The 17,456-nt window shown below is 64.4% G+C and carries 17 protein-coding genes; 7 read left to right on the top strand and 10 right to left on the bottom strand.

Translation table 11 applies throughout. From position 1 onward, the window contains the following. Nucleotides 1–7 precede the first annotated feature (7 nt). Genes ACYCFC_RS16950 through ACYCFC_RS16940 form a run of 3 tightly spaced genes read right to left on the bottom strand, consistent with a single transcriptional unit; the run spans nucleotide 8 to nucleotide 2,812 of the window. A complete protein-coding gene (locus ACYCFC_RS16950) occupies nucleotides 8–1,288 on the bottom strand; it encodes a TRAP transporter large permease (RefSeq protein ID WP_065985908.1) in 1,281 nt (426 codons plus the stop codon). Next, a complete protein-coding gene (locus ACYCFC_RS16945) occupies nucleotides 1,285–1,779 on the bottom strand; it encodes a TRAP transporter small permease (RefSeq protein ID WP_065985909.1) in 495 nt (164 codons plus the stop codon). Before ACYCFC_RS16945 ends, ACYCFC_RS16950 begins: the two co-directional genes overlap by 4 nt. 28 nt (nucleotides 1,780–1,807) lie before the next feature. Next, nucleotides 1,808–2,812, bottom strand: coding sequence for a TRAP transporter substrate-binding protein (locus ACYCFC_RS16940; protein WP_459652317.1), 1,005 nt, complete (start codon nucleotides 2,810–2,812; stop codon nucleotides 1,808–1,810). Nucleotides 2,813–3,066: 254 nt separating this feature from the next. On the opposite strand from ACYCFC_RS16940, the gene ACYCFC_RS16935 reads away from it, so the two are divergent. Then, nucleotides 3,067–4,677: an amidohydrolase family protein gene (locus ACYCFC_RS16935; RefSeq protein WP_459652316.1), complete on the top strand. Its 1,611-nt coding sequence runs from the start codon at nucleotides 3,067–3,069 to the stop codon at nucleotides 4,675–4,677. 95 nt (nucleotides 4,678–4,772) lie between these two features. On the opposite strand, the gene galE is transcribed toward ACYCFC_RS16935, so the two are convergent. Then, nucleotides 4,773–5,825: a UDP-glucose 4-epimerase GalE gene (galE, locus tag ACYCFC_RS16930; RefSeq protein ID WP_459652315.1), complete on the bottom strand. Its 1,053-nt coding sequence runs from the start codon at nucleotides 5,823–5,825 to the stop codon at nucleotides 4,773–4,775. A 413-nt stretch (nucleotides 5,826–6,238) separates the two neighbouring features. On the opposite strand from galE, the gene ACYCFC_RS16925 reads away from it, so the two are divergent. The 5 genes from ACYCFC_RS16925 to ACYCFC_RS16905 all read left to right on the top strand — a co-directional run bounded on the left by ACYCFC_RS16925 (nucleotide 6,239) and on the right by ACYCFC_RS16905 (nucleotide 11,913). After that, the gene (locus tag ACYCFC_RS16925; RefSeq protein ID WP_459652314.1) at nucleotides 6,239–7,423 is read left to right on the top strand and encodes a glycosyltransferase family 1 protein; all 1,185 of its coding nucleotides are present in this window, start codon (nucleotides 6,239–6,241) and stop codon (nucleotides 7,421–7,423) included. After that, nucleotides 7,411–8,649, top strand: coding sequence for a UDP-galactopyranose mutase (gene glf, locus ACYCFC_RS16920; protein WP_181085193.1), 1,239 nt, complete (start codon nucleotides 7,411–7,413; stop codon nucleotides 8,647–8,649). Before ACYCFC_RS16925 ends, glf begins: the two co-directional genes overlap by 13 nt. A 28-nt stretch (nucleotides 8,650–8,677) precedes the next feature. Beyond that, on the top strand, nucleotides 8,678–9,829 hold the full coding sequence (locus ACYCFC_RS16915; protein WP_459652313.1) for a beta-glucosidase: 1,152 nt from the start codon (nucleotides 8,678–8,680) through the stop codon (nucleotides 9,827–9,829). After that, a complete protein-coding gene (locus tag ACYCFC_RS16910) occupies nucleotides 9,826–11,601 on the top strand; it encodes an ABC transporter ATP-binding protein (protein ID WP_459652312.1) in 1,776 nt (591 codons plus the stop codon). The genes ACYCFC_RS16915 and ACYCFC_RS16910 overlap by 4 nt, the downstream gene beginning before the upstream one ends. 96 nt (nucleotides 11,602–11,697) lie before the next feature. Continuing rightward, nucleotides 11,698–11,913 carry a dodecin gene (locus ACYCFC_RS16905; protein ID WP_459652311.1) on the top strand — a complete coding sequence of 72 codons (216 nt, stop codon included), beginning with the start codon at nucleotides 11,698–11,700 and terminating at the stop codon, nucleotides 11,911–11,913. A 156-nt stretch (nucleotides 11,914–12,069) separates the two neighbouring features. On the opposite strand, the gene ACYCFC_RS16900 is transcribed toward ACYCFC_RS16905, so the two are convergent. The 3 genes from ACYCFC_RS16900 to ACYCFC_RS16890 all read right to left on the bottom strand — a co-directional run bounded on the left by ACYCFC_RS16900 (nucleotide 12,070) and on the right by ACYCFC_RS16890 (nucleotide 14,050). Next, nucleotides 12,070–13,065, bottom strand: a complete 996-nt coding sequence (locus tag ACYCFC_RS16900) for an LLM class flavin-dependent oxidoreductase (RefSeq protein ID WP_459652310.1) — start codon at nucleotides 13,063–13,065, stop codon at nucleotides 12,070–12,072. Nucleotides 13,066–13,080: 15 nt separating this feature from the next. Continuing rightward, complete coding sequence (locus ACYCFC_RS16895) at nucleotides 13,081–13,491, bottom strand: PA0061/PA0062 family lipoprotein (protein ID WP_459654018.1); 411 nt, start codon at nucleotides 13,489–13,491, stop codon at nucleotides 13,081–13,083. Between the two features lie 133 nt (nucleotides 13,492–13,624). Further along, nucleotides 13,625–14,050 (bottom strand): PA0061/PA0062 family lipoprotein, encoded by a 426-nt coding sequence (locus ACYCFC_RS16890; RefSeq protein ID WP_181085184.1) that lies wholly within the window; start codon nucleotides 14,048–14,050, stop codon nucleotides 13,625–13,627. A 95-nt stretch (nucleotides 14,051–14,145) separates the two neighbouring features. On the opposite strand from ACYCFC_RS16890, the gene ACYCFC_RS16885 reads away from it, so the two are divergent. After that, nucleotides 14,146–15,216 carry an aminopeptidase gene (locus ACYCFC_RS16885; protein WP_459652309.1) on the top strand — a complete coding sequence of 357 codons (1,071 nt, stop codon included), beginning with the start codon at nucleotides 14,146–14,148 and terminating at the stop codon, nucleotides 15,214–15,216. Between the two features lie 16 nt (nucleotides 15,217–15,232). On the opposite strand, the gene ACYCFC_RS16880 is transcribed toward ACYCFC_RS16885, so the two are convergent. From ACYCFC_RS16880 to ACYCFC_RS16870, 3 genes are all read right to left on the bottom strand, one after another. Then, complete coding sequence (locus tag ACYCFC_RS16880; protein WP_181085180.1) at nucleotides 15,233–15,877, bottom strand: HAD family hydrolase; 645 nt, start codon at nucleotides 15,875–15,877, stop codon at nucleotides 15,233–15,235. Between the two features lie 104 nt (nucleotides 15,878–15,981). Continuing rightward, nucleotides 15,982–16,521 (bottom strand): gamma carbonic anhydrase family protein, encoded by a 540-nt coding sequence (locus tag ACYCFC_RS16875; protein WP_459652308.1) that lies wholly within the window; start codon nucleotides 16,519–16,521, stop codon nucleotides 15,982–15,984. Nucleotides 16,522–16,578: 57 nt separating this feature from the next. Further along, a complete protein-coding gene (locus tag ACYCFC_RS16870; RefSeq protein ID WP_459652307.1) occupies nucleotides 16,579–17,391 on the bottom strand; it encodes an AraC family ligand binding domain-containing protein in 813 nt (270 codons plus the stop codon). Nucleotides 17,392–17,456: the final 65 nt, after the last annotated feature.

Here is a 17,456-nt window from a genome sequence, read left to right as displayed (position 1 = left end):
GCCCGCCTTAGCCAACCAGACCCGGAAGCCACAGGGTGATTGCCGGTACGTAGGCGATCAGCCCAACCAGAGCGATCAGGACCAGCAGGAAGGGCCACAGATGGCGGGACACTGTCTCGATGCTGAGTCCACTGATCGAAGAGGCGACGAACAGCGAGTAGCCGAGCGGCGGGGTGACCATTCCGACCGCAAAATTGATCACCACCATGGCGCCGAGCTGGATCGGGTCGAGTCCTACCTGCGCGCCGACTGCCGTCAGCACGCCGCTGAGGATGACCATGGCCGACACGGTGTCCATGAACGCGCCGAGCACCAGCAGCATGATGTTGAGCAGCAGCAGAATCAGGAAGGGGTTGTCGGTGATGCTCAGCAGCGCCGAGCTGATCTGGGTGGGGATCTGCTCGCTGGCGATGATCCAGGCGAAGCCGTAGGCAACGACGATGATGAACATGATCACCGTGGTGGTGCGCATGGACTGGATGAACAGTGGCCCCAGGGTGCGCCAGTTCAGGTCCTTGTAGACGAACAGGCCGATGATCAGGCTGTACAGCGCGCCGACGAAAGCCGCCTCGGTCGGAGTGAATATACCGCCATAGATGCCGCCGAGAATGACCACCGGAGCCAGCAGTGCCCACAAGCCGTCCCGAAATGCCGCACCTAGCTGTCCGAAGCTGGCGCGTGCTTCCTTGGGAATACCCAGGCGACGAGCGTACAGGTAGCCGACCACGCAGAAGCCGGCGGCTGCGATCAGTCCCGGCACCACGCCGGCCAGGAACAGCTTGGAAATCGACTGCTCCGCCAGCACGCCCCAGATGATCATGGGGATGGACGGCGGGATCATCTGCCCCAGCGGGCCGATGGAGGTCGCCAACCCGGCTGCGTAGCCGCGCGAGTAACCGCGCTTTTCCATCTCGTCGATCATGACCGAGCCGACGGCAGCGGTAGTGGCGGGGGCCGATCCGGAAATGGCACCGAAGAAGGTGCCTGCGGCCACCGTCGCCATCGACAGGCCGCCGGTGAGGTGGCCAAAGCAGACCGAGGCGATTCTGACCAGGCGTCGCGACAGTCCGCCGGCGCTCATCAGGTCGCCCGCGAGAATGAAGCCGGGGATGGCCAGCAGGGAGGAGATATTGCTGCCGGCCACCAGGCGCTGCGCCAGAATCATCGGGTTGAAATCGGCCATCCAGATACCGACCGCGGTGAGGATACCGAGCGTGAATGCGATCGGCACTCCCAGGAGCAACAGTACGAACAGACCACCGATGAGCACCAGGGCGACTTCGCTCATGCTTGCGCCTCCTTGGCCAGATGCTCGCGCGGACTCAGCAGCAGGACGATGGCGTGGAACAGGATCAGCGCGCCGGACACGGGAATGGCCGAGCCCTGTAGCCACAGTGGATAACGAAGGGCGGGCGATACCTGCTGCGCCGTGAAGCCGGCGAAGTTCCATCCAGCCCACAGCATCAACGCCCCGAAGGCTGCCACCAGGAGCAGGTTCAGTCGCTCAAGCATGAATCGCAGCGTGGCCGGCAGCATGCCGAGCACCAGCGTGACACGGACATGAGCGAAGCCGCGAACCAGTACGCTGGCGAACAGAAAGATCGTCCAGCTGAACGCGAGCAGGGCGACCTCATCTGTCCAGGTCAGGGACGCATTGAGCACGTAGCGGTAGAACACGCCCAGCAGGAGCGAAAGGGACATGATCAAGGCGCATGCCGCGCCGAGGGCTGCGGTGACGGCGGCAAGCCGTCTGCTGCCCGTTTCCAGAAGTCTGAACATGGATCTGCGCCCGCTGGGTGTCGTGACGTTATTCGGAGATCAGTTGCAGGGTCTGGTCGACCAGATCTTCTCCGATCTGTGTGCGGTAGCGTTCATAGACGGGGCGGACCGCCTCGCGGAAGGCCAGGGCGTTGGTCACCTCGTTGATTTGCATCCCCTCGGACTCGATCTGTTCGATAAGCGCCTGCTCGTTCTTCGCCACTTCGGCCCGCTGGCGTTCGATGGCTTTCCTGGCTGCCGTGTGGATGGCTTTCTGCTGTTCGTCCGGCAGCCGGGAAAGGGCCTGTTTCGACATCAGCAGTGGCAGCGCGTTGTAAGTGTGGTTGGTCAGCGAGAGGTATTTCACCGCGCTGGCGTATTTGTTCGCATAAATCACTGCGAGCGGTATCTCCAGTCCATCGACCGTACCCTGCTGCACGGCGGTATATGACTCGCTCCAGGCCATCGGCACCGGATTGGCCCCCAGCGCCTGGAAGCTGGCAAGGAACAGATCACTGGGCTGCACGCGCAGCTTGATGCCGCTCAGGTCAGCCGGTGTGTTGACCGGGCGGCGGTTGTTGATCGTGTGGCGAAAGCCCGCCTCAGCGAAACCCAGACCGACGATGCCCTGCTGTTCGAGACGCTGGAACAGTTCCTGGCCAAGCTCGCCATCGAGAATCCGGTGCGCCTGCTCGCGGTCCTTGAACAGAAACGGAAGGTCCAGCAACTGAAAGCTCTTGTTCAGCGTACCCAGCTGTGTACCGGTAATGACGCCAGCATCGAGTGTGCCAAATTGCATGCCTTGAAGCATGTCGGTGTCGTTGCCCAACTGGTTGCTCGGGAAGAATTTCACCGAGAAGGCGCCCGGTGCGACCGCTTCCAGCTCTTCGGCGAAATAGTGAGCGGCGATGGCGTAGGGGTCGACCGCGCTGTCGGCAGTGGTCCAGCCGAGTCGGATGGTTGTCGCCGCACTGGCCATGATCGGCGTGCTCAGCACGGCGGTCATCAGCGCCGAGGTCATCATTAGCTTTGAGAATCTGGACAGGAGCGTCATTACGGCCTTCCTCTTGTTGTTATGGCACGGCTTGTGGAGCTGTGCTCGATGGTGCCTGTGAAACAGTATCGGTTTCACAACTTGTCCTACAAGTTGCAGGCATGAAAACCGGAGTCCTGCGTGCTGTCAAGAGGGGCGCGTCGATGTCGCCGTGAAACTGGCATGGAGAGGACGACCGCAAGCGACGTAACATGCGGCCACCGTGGTCTGGTGTACGCCAGGTCGCTATGGAAATCGACGACAGGATAAAGGCCATGAAAAACCCGGCTTCGGTGGGACGCAGCCAACTCTCGGTGAAAATTTCCCGGTATCTGGAAATGGAAATCGCCGAAGGCCGCCTCAAGCCCGGTGAACGAATTCCCAGCGAGTCGCAGCTGACCGAGCACTTCGGAGTGAGTCGCAACGTGGTACGCGAGGCGGTGGCCCGGTTGAAGTCCGATGGTCTGGTCGAGAGTTACCAGGGGGCAGGTGCTTTCGTCTCGAGCAAGGCGCATCGTCGTAGCTTTCGCATCGATCATGACGAGTTGAGCAGCATGCCCAAGCTGCGCCAGCTCTACGAGCTGCGGTTGGATCTCGAGGTCTCGGCTGCCGGCATGGCTGCGCGGCGCCGCTCGCGCAGCCAATTGGCGGTGATCCAGGCTGCGTTTGGCGTCCTGAGCGAGTCGCTGGCAACGGGACAGCCCGTCATCGAACCAAGCCTGGCGTTCAAACGCGCCATCGCCAATGCCACCGGCAATGAATATTTCAAGAATTTCATGCTGTTTCTGACCGCGCATATTTTCGAGGCTGCATCGTTTGAACAGCGCATCCTCGGCTCCGGGGCGCTGCGCGAAGCGGTGCTGTCGGAGTACGAGTCGATACTGCAGGCCATTGAACTGGGCGATCCTGACCTGGCTCGACGGGCAGCCTGGGTGCAGATCATCAATTCCGCTGAGCGCAACGGTCTGCGCGGCCTGCAAGGCTGGGAAGTAACACGCATGACCTCGCTCGGCGAGACCTACGCCCCTTCGTGCGCGGCGCCGGTATTGGCGGTGCGGTCGCCATCGCGGGTCCTGCCGGCGGATGCTTGCGACTGTCACTTCCATGTCATCGGCGATCCGGCGCGGTATCCGTTCACGCCCCACCGCTCGTACACGCCGCCGCAGGCTTCGCTGGCGCAATACGAAGCGATGCGGCAAAAGCTCGGACTGTCACGTGGCGTGATCATCCAGCCTAGCGTCTACGGCTACGACAACCGGGTCATGCTTCAGGCGTTGCGTGAGGGCGGAAAGGACTATCGTGGCGTGGTGGTCATCAGCGATCAGGTCAGTGAAGACGAGCTGCTCGACATGGACAGGCTGGGCGTGCGTGGCGTACGTATCAACCTCATCTACAAGAGCGGGGTCGAGGTTTCGGATGTCGCCACGCTGGCGCGCAAGGTGGCCCCGCTGGGCTGGCACCTGCAGTTGCTGATCGATATCTCGGAGTTCGCCGATCTTTACGAAACCCTGGCCAATCTGCCGGTTGATGTGGTCATCGACCATATGGGGCACATGCCGGCCAGTGTCGGGGTTGAGCATCCCGGCTTTCAGGACTTGCTGCGCCTGACCCGCGAAGCGAAGGTCTGGGTCAAGCTCTCTGGCGCCTACCGTTTCACCAGTCTGCGCCAACCGCCCTATCCGGACGTGACGCCCTACGCCAAGGCGCTGATCAAAGCCAACCCTGACCGTATCCTGTGGGCCAGCGACTGGCCGCATGTGTGCATTTCCGGTGAAATGCCGGACGATACGGGCTTGATCGAAGAATTCTTTGAATGGACAGGGCGGAGCGAAGCGATCCTGCGCAAGATCCTCGTGGACAATCCGGCTCGGTTGTACGGCTTCTGAGCAAGCGGAGCGCAGCAGCGCTCCGCTGCTGCAGTGACGGTTGAGCCTCCCGCCCCGCGGTCATTGCCACTCAAGCACGGTCGGCCCGAAGTGGTTCAGCTGGCCAATGCCGTAGGCGTTTTCTTCGCCGGGGCCGGCTCGGCGTAGCCGCGAGGGTTGTTGCTCTGCCAGCGCCAGGCGTCGGCGAGCATGGTTATCAGATCCTTTTCCGCGCGCCAGCCCAGTTCCGCCCAGGCCTTGCCCGGATCGGACCAGCACTGGGCGATGTCGCCCACGCGGCGTGGTTTGATCACGTGCGGCAGGGGCCGGCCAGTGACTTCCTCGAAGGCGGTGATCATTTCACGTACCGAATGCCCCTGGCCGGTGCCGAGATTCCAGACGGATACCCCGCGAACCTGCTCCAGGCGATCCAGCGCCTTGAGGTGACCCTTCACCAGATCCACCACGTGGATGTAGTCGCGAATGCCGGTGCCGTCCGGCGTCGGGTAGTCGGCGCCATAGACGCTCAGCTGCCTGCGCCGCCCGACCGCCACCTGGAGCATGTAGGGCAGCAGGTTGTTGGGCACGCCATTGGGGTCTTCGCCGATCAGCCCCGATTCGTGGGCGCCGATCGGGTTGAAGTAGCGCAACAGGCCGATGGACCAGCGCGGGTCGGATTCGGCCAGGCCCTTGAGCACGCTCTCGGCCATCAGCTTGGACTGGCCGTAGGGGTTGGTCGGCACGCCGGTGGGACGGTCCTCGGTGATCGGCATCATCGGCGACTCGCCGTAGACCGTGGCCGAGGAGCTGAACACCAGCCGGAACACGCCCGCCTCGGCCATTGCCTGGCACAGCGCGATGCTGCCGCTGACGTTGGTTTCGTAATAGCGCAGCGGTTCACGCACGCTTTCGCCCACGGCCTTGAGCCCGGCGAAGTGCATCACTGCGCGGATGGGATAGGAAGCGAACAGCGCGGCCAGCAGCGAGCGGTTGCGCACATCGCCCTTGACGAACTGCGGCGCTCGCCCGCTCAGGTGTTCGATACGGTCGAGGGCGACTTTCGAACTGTTGCAAAGGTTGTCCAGCACGAGCACTTCTTCGCCTGCCAGAAGCAGCTCCAGTACTGCGTGTGAGCCGATATATCCCGCTCCGCCAGTGACCAGAATCATCTCTTTCTACCTCCGCAAATGCAATTTATGGACACGCGCGGAACACACCGAGGCTGTCGTCAAGACAGCGCCGTAGAGCATTTCCAGAGTGGGATCGGCCTACCGAGCCGGGCGCAAGAACAGGTTGCGAGCGAAAGCTGGGGCCGAGTCGAAATCAGGCGTCCTGAAGTAGGGACGGGCAGGATGCCGGGCAAGTTCAACCGGCCCGCCGACCGGCAGTTGCCGGGTGGTTCGCGGGTCGGGAAGAGCGAACCGCCGGCTGCTGCGTGTCTTCCATTACCGGCGAACGGTGCGCCCGAAAACGAACTATTGGCCGCGCCGTACGCCTTATGTGTTGCGCAGGGCAGCGCTGACTTAAGCGCGATGCAGCGGATGGGACGCTGACCGCACCGCCACCCGTACCGAGGTTTCTCATGAGCTGGGCTGGCCCCTTTCAGTACGAGATTGGCAAATCCCCCCACAAGTCGGCCGAGCCGGCCGAAGTGGTCTTCGACGAGCAGGTGCCGACGCTGCTGTGCCTGTCCCACCTGCGCTGGAGTTTCGTCTACCAGCGACCGCAACATCTGATGTCGCGCTTCGCCCGGGATTTCAACGTGCTGTTCTGCGAGGAGCCTATCCCCACCGAAGACGCCCGGCCCTGGCTGGAGGTGCGCCCCGAGGAGAATGGCGTGCAGGTGCTGATTCCGCGTCTGCCCGCCGGCTGCGAGGGCGAGGCCGCAGAGCGTGTCCAGCGCAGCCTGCTCGATGGCTACCTGGCCAAGCTCGGCGTCAGCGAGCTGCTGCTCTGGTACTACACGCCGATGAGCCTGGCGTTTTCCGACCATCTGAAGCCGAAGCTGACCATCTATGACTGCATGGATGAGCTGTCGGCCTTTCATGGCGCGCCACCGCAGCTGATCGAGCGCGAGGTGGAGCTGATGTGCCGCGCCAACCTGGTGTTTACCGGCGGCCACAGCCTCTACGAGGCCAAGCGTGAACGTCATGGCAATGCCCATCCGTTCCCCAGCAGCGTCGATGTCGAGCACTTTGCCGCGGCGCGTCGACCACAGGCCGATCCGCCGGACCAGGCGGAAATCCCCAGCCCGCGCCTGGGTTTCTACGGCGTGATCGACGAACGCCTGGATCTCGCGCTGATCGCCAAGGTCGCGGCGCAGCGTCCCGACTGGCAGATCGTGCTGATCGGCCCGGTGGTGAAGATCGATCCGGCCTTGCTGCCGCAACGCGACAACATCCACTACCTGGGCGGCAAGACCTACGACGAGCTGCCGCACTACCTGTCCGGCTGGGACGTGGCCATCATGCCCTTCGCGCTGAACGAGTCGACCCGCTTTATCAGCCCGACCAAGACCCCCGAATACCTGGCCGGTGGCCGCCCGGTGGTGTCCACGCCGATCACCGACGTGATGCGCACCTACGGCGACACCGGCATCGTGCGCATCGCAGGCGATGCCGAGGCCTTCGTCGCGGCCTGCGAGGCCGCACTGGCCGATGCTGAAGACCGTGACACCTTGCTGGCCAGAGCCGACGAAGTCCTCGGTGACATGTCCTGGGACCACACCTGGAGCCTGATGAAGGAGAAGATGCAATGCGCGATATGAACCCGCAAGACCGTCACCCGGAACGTCTCGGCGGGGTCGGCGGCGAGCTGCCGCAGCGTCGCCAGGGCTTCGACTATCTGATTGTCGGCGCCGGTTTCGCCGGCAGCGTTCTGGCCGAGCGCCTGGCCGCCGGGCTGAACAAGCGTGTGCTGGTGGTGGACCGGCGTCCGCACATCGCCGGCAACGCCTACGACTATCATGACGAATCGGGCGTGCTGATCCATCGCTACGGACCGCACATCTTCCACACCAACGCACAACGCATCGTCGACTACCTGTCGCGCTTCACCGAATGGCGCCCCTACGAGCACCGTGTGCTGGCGCAGGTGGACGGCCAGCAGGTGCCGATCCCGATCAACATGACCACGCTCAACAGGCTCTACGGCCTGAACATGGCGACCGAACAGGAGGCTGCGGGCTTCCTTGCCAGCCGCGCCGAACCTGTGGAAAACATCCAGACCAGCGAAGACGTGGTGATCAACGGCATTGGCCGCGAGCTGTACCAGAAGTTCTTCCGTGGTTATACCCGCAAGCAGTGGGGGCTGGACCCCTCGCAGCTGGACAAGTCCGTCACCTCGCGCATTCCCACGCGCACCAACACCGATGACCGCTACTTCACCGACACCTTCCAGCAGATGCCGCTGCACGGCTATACGAAGATGTTCGAGAAGATGCTCGACCACCCCAACATCAAGGTGATGCTCAACACCGACTACCGGGAAATCCGTGACGAGGTGCAGCATGACCACCTGATCTTCTGCGGCCCCATCGACGAATACTTCGATTACCGCTTCGGCAAGCTGCCGTATCGCTCGCTGAAGTTCGAGCACAAACAGCTCGATCAGGAACAGTTCCAGGCGGTCGGTACGGTCAACTACCCGAGCGAGGATGTGCCCTACACCCGCATCAGCGAATACAAGCACCTCACCGGACAGGTCCACCCCAAGACCAGCATCACCTACGAATACCCGTCCGCCGAAGGCGATCCTTACTATCCGATTCCGCGACCGGAGAACGCCGCGCTGTACAAACGTTACCAGCAGCTGGCGGACGAGACGCCCGGCGTGACCTTCGTCGGGCGGCTCGGCACATACAAGTACTACAACATGGACCAGGTGGTGGGCCAGGCGCTGGCGCTGTACAAGCGCATCGAGGAAGCCGAGCGCGGACCGGCACCCGGCGAGAGCGCCGAGCATGCGCGCAGCCTGGCCGAGCAAGCCGGCTGAGCCGCACAATCGATCAACGAGGTAACCGATGCACCACCCCAGCCTGTTCAACAGCTTCTTTCTTGGCGGCTTCGAGTGCTCCAGCCATCGTCGTGCTGACGGGCGCCGGCTCGATCTGCTGGCCGGTACCGGACATGATCGCTGGCCGGCGGAAGATTACGCTGCGCTGCAGCGCTATGGCATCCGCACCGTGCGCGACGGTTTGCGCTGGCATCTGATCGAGCGCCGGCCCGGTGAGTACGACTGGTCCAGCTTTTTGCCGCAACTTCGCGCCGCGCAGGCTACCGGCACCCAGGTGATCTGGGACCTGTGCCACTACGGCTGGCCGGACGACCTGGATATCTGGCAGCCGCGCTTCGTCGAGCGCTTCGCCCGTTTCGCCGCCGCCGCCGCGCAACGGGTGCGCGATGAAAGCACGGGCGTGGCCTTCTATGCGCCGATCAATGAAATCTCCTTCTGGGCCTGGGCTGGTGGCGACAGGGAATTGATCAATCCCATGGCCCGCGGGCGCGGTGCCGAACTCAAGCACCAGCTGATCCGTGCCAGCATCGCCGCCATCGAGGCGATCCGAGGGGTGGATCCGCTGGCGCGCTTCGTCCAGGTCGACCCGGCCATTCATGTGCGTGCCGGCAACGACCGCCCCGGCCCGCAGCGCGAGGCGGAGAATGCCCGTCAAGGCCAGTTCGAGGCCTGGGACATGCTCTGCGGCAAGGCTTGGCCAGGGCTGGGCGGCAGGCCGGAATACCTGGATATCCTCGGCATCAACTACTACTCGAACAACCAGTGGTATCTGGGCGGGCCGACCATCGAGCGTGGCCATCCCGATTACCGTCCGTTCGTCGGCATTCTGTCTGAAATCCACCAGCGCTACGGGCGTCCGCTGCTGGTGGCCGAAACCGGTGCCGAAGGCGACCTGCGCGGTGACTGGCTGCGCTACGTCAGCGAGCAGGTGGGCCTCGCCCAGCAGCGCGGCGTGCCGGTGGAAGGTGTCTGCCTTTATCCGGTTCTCGACTACCCCGGCTGGGACGACGAGCGCCATTGCCCGACCGGCCTGCTGGGCTTTGCCGATGCGGCAGGCCGGCGCGAGGTGCACAGTGGTCTGGCGGACGAGCTGCGTCTGCAGCAAACCCGTTTCGGCGTTCAGGCGCCGCGAACACGTGCGGACCGGGTGATCGCATGAACGCCCCGGCGCGGGCGGATGCCGAGGTGCTGCCCAGCAGACCACTGGCATTCCTCTGGCGCTACGTGCGCGCACGGCCCTGGCATTTCAGCGGCCTGCTGACGCTGGTGGTCAGCGCCTCGGTCTGTGCGGTGGCAGTGCAGTACGGCATGAAGCTGCTGGTCGATGCCATGGCGCAGAGCGGCGGCAACCGTGGCGCGGCCAACGTCTGGCTGCCGCTGTGGTTGTTCCTCGGTCTGATCGTCATGGAAAACGTGTTCTGGCGCCTGGGTGGCTGGCTCGGTTGCCGTACGGTGGTGGCCAGTTGCGTGGACATCCGCGTCGATCTGTTCCAGTACCTCACCGGCCATCCCATGCGTTACTTCAACGAGCATTTCGCCGGCTCGCTGGGCAACCGCATCTCCGCCGTGGGTCAGGCCGCCGGCACCATTTATGGCGGCCTGGCCTGGAAGGTGGTGCCACCTATCGTCGACTTCCTCGGCGCGGTGGTGGTGTTGCTCACCGTGGACTGGCGCATGGCGCTGGCGCTGGTGCTTTTCGTGCTGCTGGTGGCGCTGCTGATCACCGGCTTCGGCATCCGCGGGCGCGGCAAGCATCAGCGCTTCGCCGCCCAGGCTGCGCGAGTCGGTGGTGAGCTGGTGGACGCCGTGTCCAACGTCTGGACCATCAAGGCCTTCTCCGCTCGCGACCGAGAGGCCGAGCGGCTGGCGCAGGAAATCGGCTACGAAGCCCGTGCCCAGCGGCGCAGCTGGATGTACCTGGAAAAGGCGCGGGTGATGCACGACATCTGCCTGTCGCTGATGGCCGGCGGCATGCTGGTCTGGGCGATTCGCAGCTGGATCGGCGGCGAGGTGAGCGCCGGTGACGTGGTGCTGGTCAGCGCGCTGACCTTCCGTATCCTGCACGGCTCGCGCGATCTGGCCCTGGCGTTGGTGGACACCACGCAGCAGGTCGGCGCCATTGCCGACACTCTGCGCATCATCAATCAGCCCCATGGTCTGGAAGATCCCGAGCCGGCGTTGACGCTGGAAGAGGGCGATATCGACTTCGAGCACATCCGCTTCGCCTATCCGGAGCGGGCGCCGGTGTTCGAGGATTTCAGCCTGCGCATTCCTGCCGGGCAATCGGTGGGCATCGTCGGCGCCTCGGGTGCGGGCAAGTCCACATTGCTGGCGCTGTTGCAGCGGCTGGACGACGTGCATGCCGGGCATATCCTCATCGACGGTCAGGATATCCGTCAGGTCAGCCAGGACAGCCTGCGCGAGAAGATCGCCGTGGTGCCGCAGGAAACCGCGCTGTTCAACCGCAGCATCCTCGAGAACATCCGCTACGGGCGCCCCGAGGCCAGCGACGAAGAGGTCTTCGAGGCGGCGCGGCATGCCTTCTGCGACGCCTTTATCCGCGCCCTGCCCGAGGGTTACCAGACCTTGGTGGGCGAACGCGGAGTGATGCTTTCCGGCGGTCAGCGCCAGCGTCTGGGTATCGCCCGCGCCTTCCTCAAGGACGCGCCGATCCTGATCCTCGACGAGGCCACTTCGGCGCTGGATACCCAGTCCGAGGCGGAGATCCAGGACGCCCTGAACCAGCTGATTCGTGGCCGTACCGTGGTGGCAGTGGCGCACCGGCTGTCGACGCTGGCCAACTTCGATCGCATCGTGGTGCTGCGCGACGGGCAGATCGTCGAGGACGGCCGGCCGCACGAATTGCGCCGGCGCGGCGGTGAGTTTGAAGCGCTGTGGCGTATGCAGGCCGAAGGCTTCGAGCGCTCATGAACCCCGCGCCGCTGAACTTCGCCGGCCTCTGCTAGCCTCAATTCAGGCAGGGACGACCTCAATCGAGCGGAGGCTCATCGACCAGAAGGGGGTTTCATGTCGGATCATCACACCTACAAGAAAATCGAGATCGTCGGTTCGTCGCGCAACAGCGTCGACGAGGCCATTCGCAACGCCATCGCCGAGGCGAGCAAGACGCTGGAGAACATCGAGTGGTTCGAGGTCGGCGAGATTCGCGGCCATGTCCAGGATGGCCAGGTGGCGCATTTCCAGGTCACGGTGAAGATAGGCTTCCGCCTGAAGGACAGCTGATTCGCTGCTCATGTGGGAGGGGACTTGTCCGCGAGCTTTTCTGGCCCGCGGGTTGTTTCCCCGCTCAAAGCGCGGACAAGTCCCCACCCACGCCCGCACCCGTAGGGCCGAATTCATTCGGCCAACAGGCCCGCCAGCGCGCACCAGGGCGAGCGTTTACCTCAACCCGGCAAGGATCTCGAACGCACGGTGGCGGTCGGCGGTTTCGTAGAGGTCACAGGTGAAGATCAGCTCGTCGGCCTCGGTCTGCTCCAGCAACACTTCTAGCCGCGCACGAACCTTCTCCGGCCCGCCGATCAACGCCAGCCCGAGGAAATCGCCCACCGCCTGCTGCTCGTGCGGCAGCCACAGCCCCCGCATGCTCTGCACCGGCGGGCGCAGCACCAGGCTCTGACCGCGGATCAGCGAGAGGATGCGCTGGTAGACGCTGGTGGCCAGGTGTTCGGCCTGTTCGTCGCTGTCGGCGGCGATCAGCGGCACGCCGAGTATCACGTAGGGTTTGTCGAGCACCGCCGAGGGTTGGAAGTTCTCACGGTAGAGCTTGATCGCCTGGTGCATGAAACGCGGTGCGAAATGCGAGGCGAAAGCATAGGGCAGACCCTTGGCCGCCGCCAATTGCGCGCTGAACAGGCTGGAGCCCAGCAGCCAGATCGGCACATTGCTGTTCACGCCGGGCATGGCGATCACCCGCTGGTTCGGCTGGCGCGGGCCGAGCAGCAGTTCCAGTTCCTCGACATCGGCGGGAAAGTCCTCGGCACTGCCCATGCGGTCGCGCCGTAGCGCCTGGGCGGTGAACGGGTCGGCGCCGGGCGCACGGCCCAGGCCCAAGTCGATCCGGCCGGGGTAGAGCGCCTCCAGGGTGCCGAACTGCTCGGCGATCACCAGCGGCGCATGGTTGGGCAGCATCACCCCGCCGGCACCCAGGCGAATCCGTGAGGTGTTGGCGGCCAGATAGCCGATCAGCACCGAGGTCGCCGCGCTGGCGATGCCGTCCATGTTGTGGTGTTCGGCGACCCAGAAACGCTCGAAGCCGAGCCCTTCCACGTGCCGGGCCAGCGCCAGGGCGTTGTGCAGCGCCTGGGCCGGCGTGCCGTCGTCGCGAATGGGCGCCAGGTCGAGGGCGGAAAAGCGGACCTTGGAAATGCGGGACATCGTCTACCTCGAAAGTCAGTAACAGTGCTCGGCTTCGGCCTCGACAAGCACGTTGCGCTGCTCGTCGCGCAACCAGCCCTGCGGGGTGAAGCCCAGCGAACGGGCCTGGAACAGGTAACGCTTGCCGGCCTCGAAGTTGTCGTACTGCACCACCAGGGTACAGCGCATGGTCTGGGTGTCGCCGAACAGGCCGAAACCGCCGCTGCTGACTTCGAATTCGTAGCGCGCTTCGAGTTCATGCGCGCCCGGCGGCACCAGGAAGTAGCGACCATCATAGGTGCGTTTGCCATCCAGGCGGTCGGACATGAAGATATCGGTGGTTTGGGCGGCCATGTCCACCCAGGCCATGCCCGGATCATGCGGCGGCAGCGGGCTGGCGCAACCGCCAAGGGCAAGGGCGAGCAGGAAGGCGAGCGGCAGGCGCATGGCGATGGCTCCGAAGTTCATGGAATCGTTGCCCGAGCCTGCGCCAACTACCACTCGTTTTCAACGCCGCCGGCCCGGACGCGATCAAACCTGTAGGAGCGAGCTTGCTCGCGATCACACTGCCCCGCAGGCTTCATCGCTCCGCAAGATTGCCGCAACCCTGTTCCGAGGCCCGCGCCAGCAGCGACTGATGCTGGTCGTAGAGCTTGGCCCAGGGACGGAAGCCATAGCCACCCGCAACCAGGCGATAGCGCGCACCGGCGGTGAAGCGGTCGTATTCCAGGCTCAGCTTGCAGTCGCGCGGCAGTGGCTCGCTGTTCGGGCCGATATCGGCGCCCTCGACCTGGAAGCGGTAGCGCATCTCCAGCGTGCGGCTGCCGGGCTGGACCTGGAAATAGCGGTCGTCATCCAGGTGGCGACCGTCCACCGCCAGCGCCTGCAGGTCCGTCTTCTGATGCGGGGCGAGTTCGATCCAGGCCTGCGCCGGGTCGGGTTTGGGCATCCACAGCGAACAGCCGGCGAGAGTCGAAACGAACAGGATGAGGGCGAAACGACGCATGAAAGAGCTCCGGCTGGAGGAATCGACACGCCGGGATTGCCGCCCGCCGCACCGCTTTGTAGGGTGTTTGCGCCCACTCCCGATACGGTTCCCCGATGCCGAAGCTCAACGCCGCCTTGATCGACCGCCTGTGCCTACGCTGGGTTCCCCTGCTGCTTGCCGTCGGTCTGAATGGCTGCAGTACCTACTACGGCCAACTGGCGCTGGGACAACTGGAACTGCTGCGCCAGCGCCAACCGGTCGAAGCGCTCATCGCCGACCCCTCGCAGGACGCCGCCCTGCGTCAGCGCCTTGCCCAGGCGCTGCAGGCACGTGAATTCGCCAGCCAGGCGCTGGGCCTGCCGGACAACGACAGTTACCGACTCTATGCCGATCTGCAGCGGCCCTACGTGGTGTGGAACCTGTTCGCCACCGAGGAATTTTCCGTCGAGCCGCTGCAGCATTGTTTTCCCATCGCCGGCTGCGTGGCCTATCGCGGCTATTACCGCCAGGGCGCTGCGCGTGGCGAGGCGGCACGGCGGCGCTTGCAAGGTCTGGATACCCATGTCGCCGGGGTGGAAGCCTATTCGACGCTGGGCTGGTTCGCCGACCCGCTGCTCAACACCATGCTGCGCCGCAACGACGAGCAGCTGGCCGCGCTGATCTTCCACGAGCTGGCGCACCAGCAGCTGTACCTGCCTGGCGACACGGCGTTCAACGAGTCCTACGCCAGCTTCGTCGAGCGCGAGGGGCTGCGCCAGTGGCGGGCCAGCCGGGGTCTGGTCGAGCAGGATCAACAGGGCAGGGTTCGTTACCGGCAACTGGTGGAACTGTTGCTGCAGACACGGGAACGCCTGGCCACGCTGTATGCGTCCGAACGCTCGCCAGCGGAGCTGCGCCGCCTCAAGCAGGCCGAATTCATGCGCCTGCGGCAGGACTACCGAGCCCTGCGTGACGGCACCTGGGAAGGCGATCGGCGCTTCGAGCGCTGGTTCGCCCAGCCGCTGAACAACGCTACCTTGCTGCCGTTCGGCCTGTACGACCGCTGGGTACCGGCATTTTCGGCGATTTTCGAGCAGTGCGCAGGCGACTGGCCATGCTTTCACCGGCGCGTCGCCGAACTGGCCCGGCTTTCGTCCGATGAGCGGCAAGCGCGATTGTCCGAAGCGCAGGCGAAACGGCCTTGATGGGCCTCGTCGTGATTCAGGCGAAGGCGTTGCGCAGCTCTTCGAGCGTGGCGTAGTAATAGGCGGGCGATTCGGCCATCAGTTCGGCATGGCTGCCGAAGCCGTAACCGACGGCGGCGGCCTGCAGGCCGTTTTCGCGGGCGCCGATCAGGTCGTGCTTGCGGTCGCCGATCATCAGCGTCTGCGCGGCTTCCAGCTTTTCCTCGGCGAGCAGGTGGGCGATCAGCTCGACCTTGTTGGTGCGGGTGCCATCCAGCTCGCTGCCGTAGATCACCTTGAAGTGATGATCGAAGGCGAAATGCCGGGCGATCTCGCGGGCGAACACCGAGGGCTTGGAGGTGGCGACATAGAGCGTGCGGCCCTGGCCACGCAGGTGTTCGAGCATCTCCAGCACGCCGTCGAACAGCAGGTTCTCGTAGAGACCGGTGACCTTGAAGCGCTCACGGTAATGCCCCACCGCCTCCCACGCGCGCGCCTCGTCGAAGCCATAGAACTGCATGAATGCCTGCAACAGCGGCGGGCCGATGAAAGGCTCGAGCTTGGCGAGGTCCGGCTCGTCGATGCCGAGCCTGGCCAGCGCATGCTGTATCGACCGGGTGATGCCTTCGCGCGGATCGGTGAGGGTGCCGTCGAGATCGAAGAGGAGGGTGGAGTGGTGCATGAGAACTCGTCGTTGCGTTTCGATGGGTGGAATTATATAGGGCGCAGCGTAGGACCGAACTTGTTCGGCCAAGGGGGTGCGGTGGTGGCCGAACAAGTTCGGCCCTACGACGTCCCTTCCGCCATATGCAGATTTTTCAACTTCACGTAATTGCCGGCGGTATAGCTGAAGAAGCTGCGCTCCTTCTCGGTCAGCGGGCGGGCCTGTTTTACCGGGCTGCCGACGTAGAGGAAGCCGCTTTCCAGCGTCTTACCCGGCGGTACCAGGCTGCCGGCGCCGATGATGACGTCGTCCTCGACCACCACGCCGTCCATGACGATCGAGCCCATGCCCACCAGGATGCGGTTGCCCAGGGTGCAGCCGTGCAGGGTGACCTTGTGGCCGACGGTGACTTCGTCGCCGATGGTCAGCGGGAACCCGTCCGGGTTGAACGGGCCGGCGTGGGTGATGTGCAGCACGCTGCCATCCTGGATGCTGCTGCGCGCGCCGATGCGGATGCGGTGCATGTCGCCGCGGATCACCGTCAGCGGCCAGACCGAGCTGTCTTCGCTGATCTCGATGTCGCCGATCAGCACGGCGCTGGGGTCGACGAATACGCGCTCGCCGAGCTTCGGCGTGTGGTTCTGGTAGGTGCGGATGGACATGGCTGACTCCAGTGATGAATGAACGCCAAGCAGAGCAGAACCTTCTTGGCGTGAAGCTTATGGTTGATTCTCTCGCCGGGCATCGCGAAAGAACTCGCCGGGCGTGGCGCCGAACTGCTCGCGAAACGCCGCGATGAAGGCCGACAGCGATTCGTAGCCGCAGCCCAGCGCCACATCGGTGACCCGCTCGCCACGCTCCAGCGCCGGCAGTGCACTGAGCAGCCGCAGGCGTTGCCGCCAGGCACGGAAGGTCAGGCCGGTTTCGCGCAGGAACAGCCGGCTCAGGGTGCGTTCCGAGACACCCAGCGTCTGGCTCCAGTCGGCCAGGCTTTCGCGGGAGTCGGGGTGGTTCTGCAGGCGTTTGCACAGCTGGCGCAGGCGCGGTTCGGCCGGCAGCGGCAACACCAGTTCGATCTCCGGCGCGCAACCCAGCTGATCCAGCAACACCTGCACCAGACGGCCTTCCGGGCCATCCTCGGCATAGGCTTCGGGCAGCGTGCTGAAGTGCTGGATCAGTTCACGCAGCAGCGGGCTGATCTGCAACACGCGGCAGCGCTCGGGGGCGTCGCCGACCACGCTGCGGTCGATGTACAGGCTGCGGATGCAGGTATCCGCCGCGCAGAACACCTGATGGATGATGCCGGCCGGAACCCATACCGCGCGCAGCGGCGGCGCGATGAAGCGGCCACGGTCGGTACGCACCTCGAGCACCCCTTCCACCGCATGGGACAGCTGCACCCAGGGATGGCTGTGGCGATAGCCAAGCTTGAGGTTGGGCGGCGAATCGAGCTGGCCATAGACCGACCGTGGCAATTGCCGGAGCTCACCGAGGCGGGCGATCAGCGCAGCCTCTTGTCCGATTGGCGACATTTAGTGCCTGCCTGGCGTTAGTCGGAAAATTCCGATCACGATAAGGTCGCGGCCTGTTGTCTGCA

It is taken from the genome of Stutzerimonas sp. NM35, from assembly GCF_054604355.1.
The sequence above is the reverse complement of the archived record's forward strand: the minus strand, read 5'-3'. Positions and strand labels throughout refer to the sequence as shown.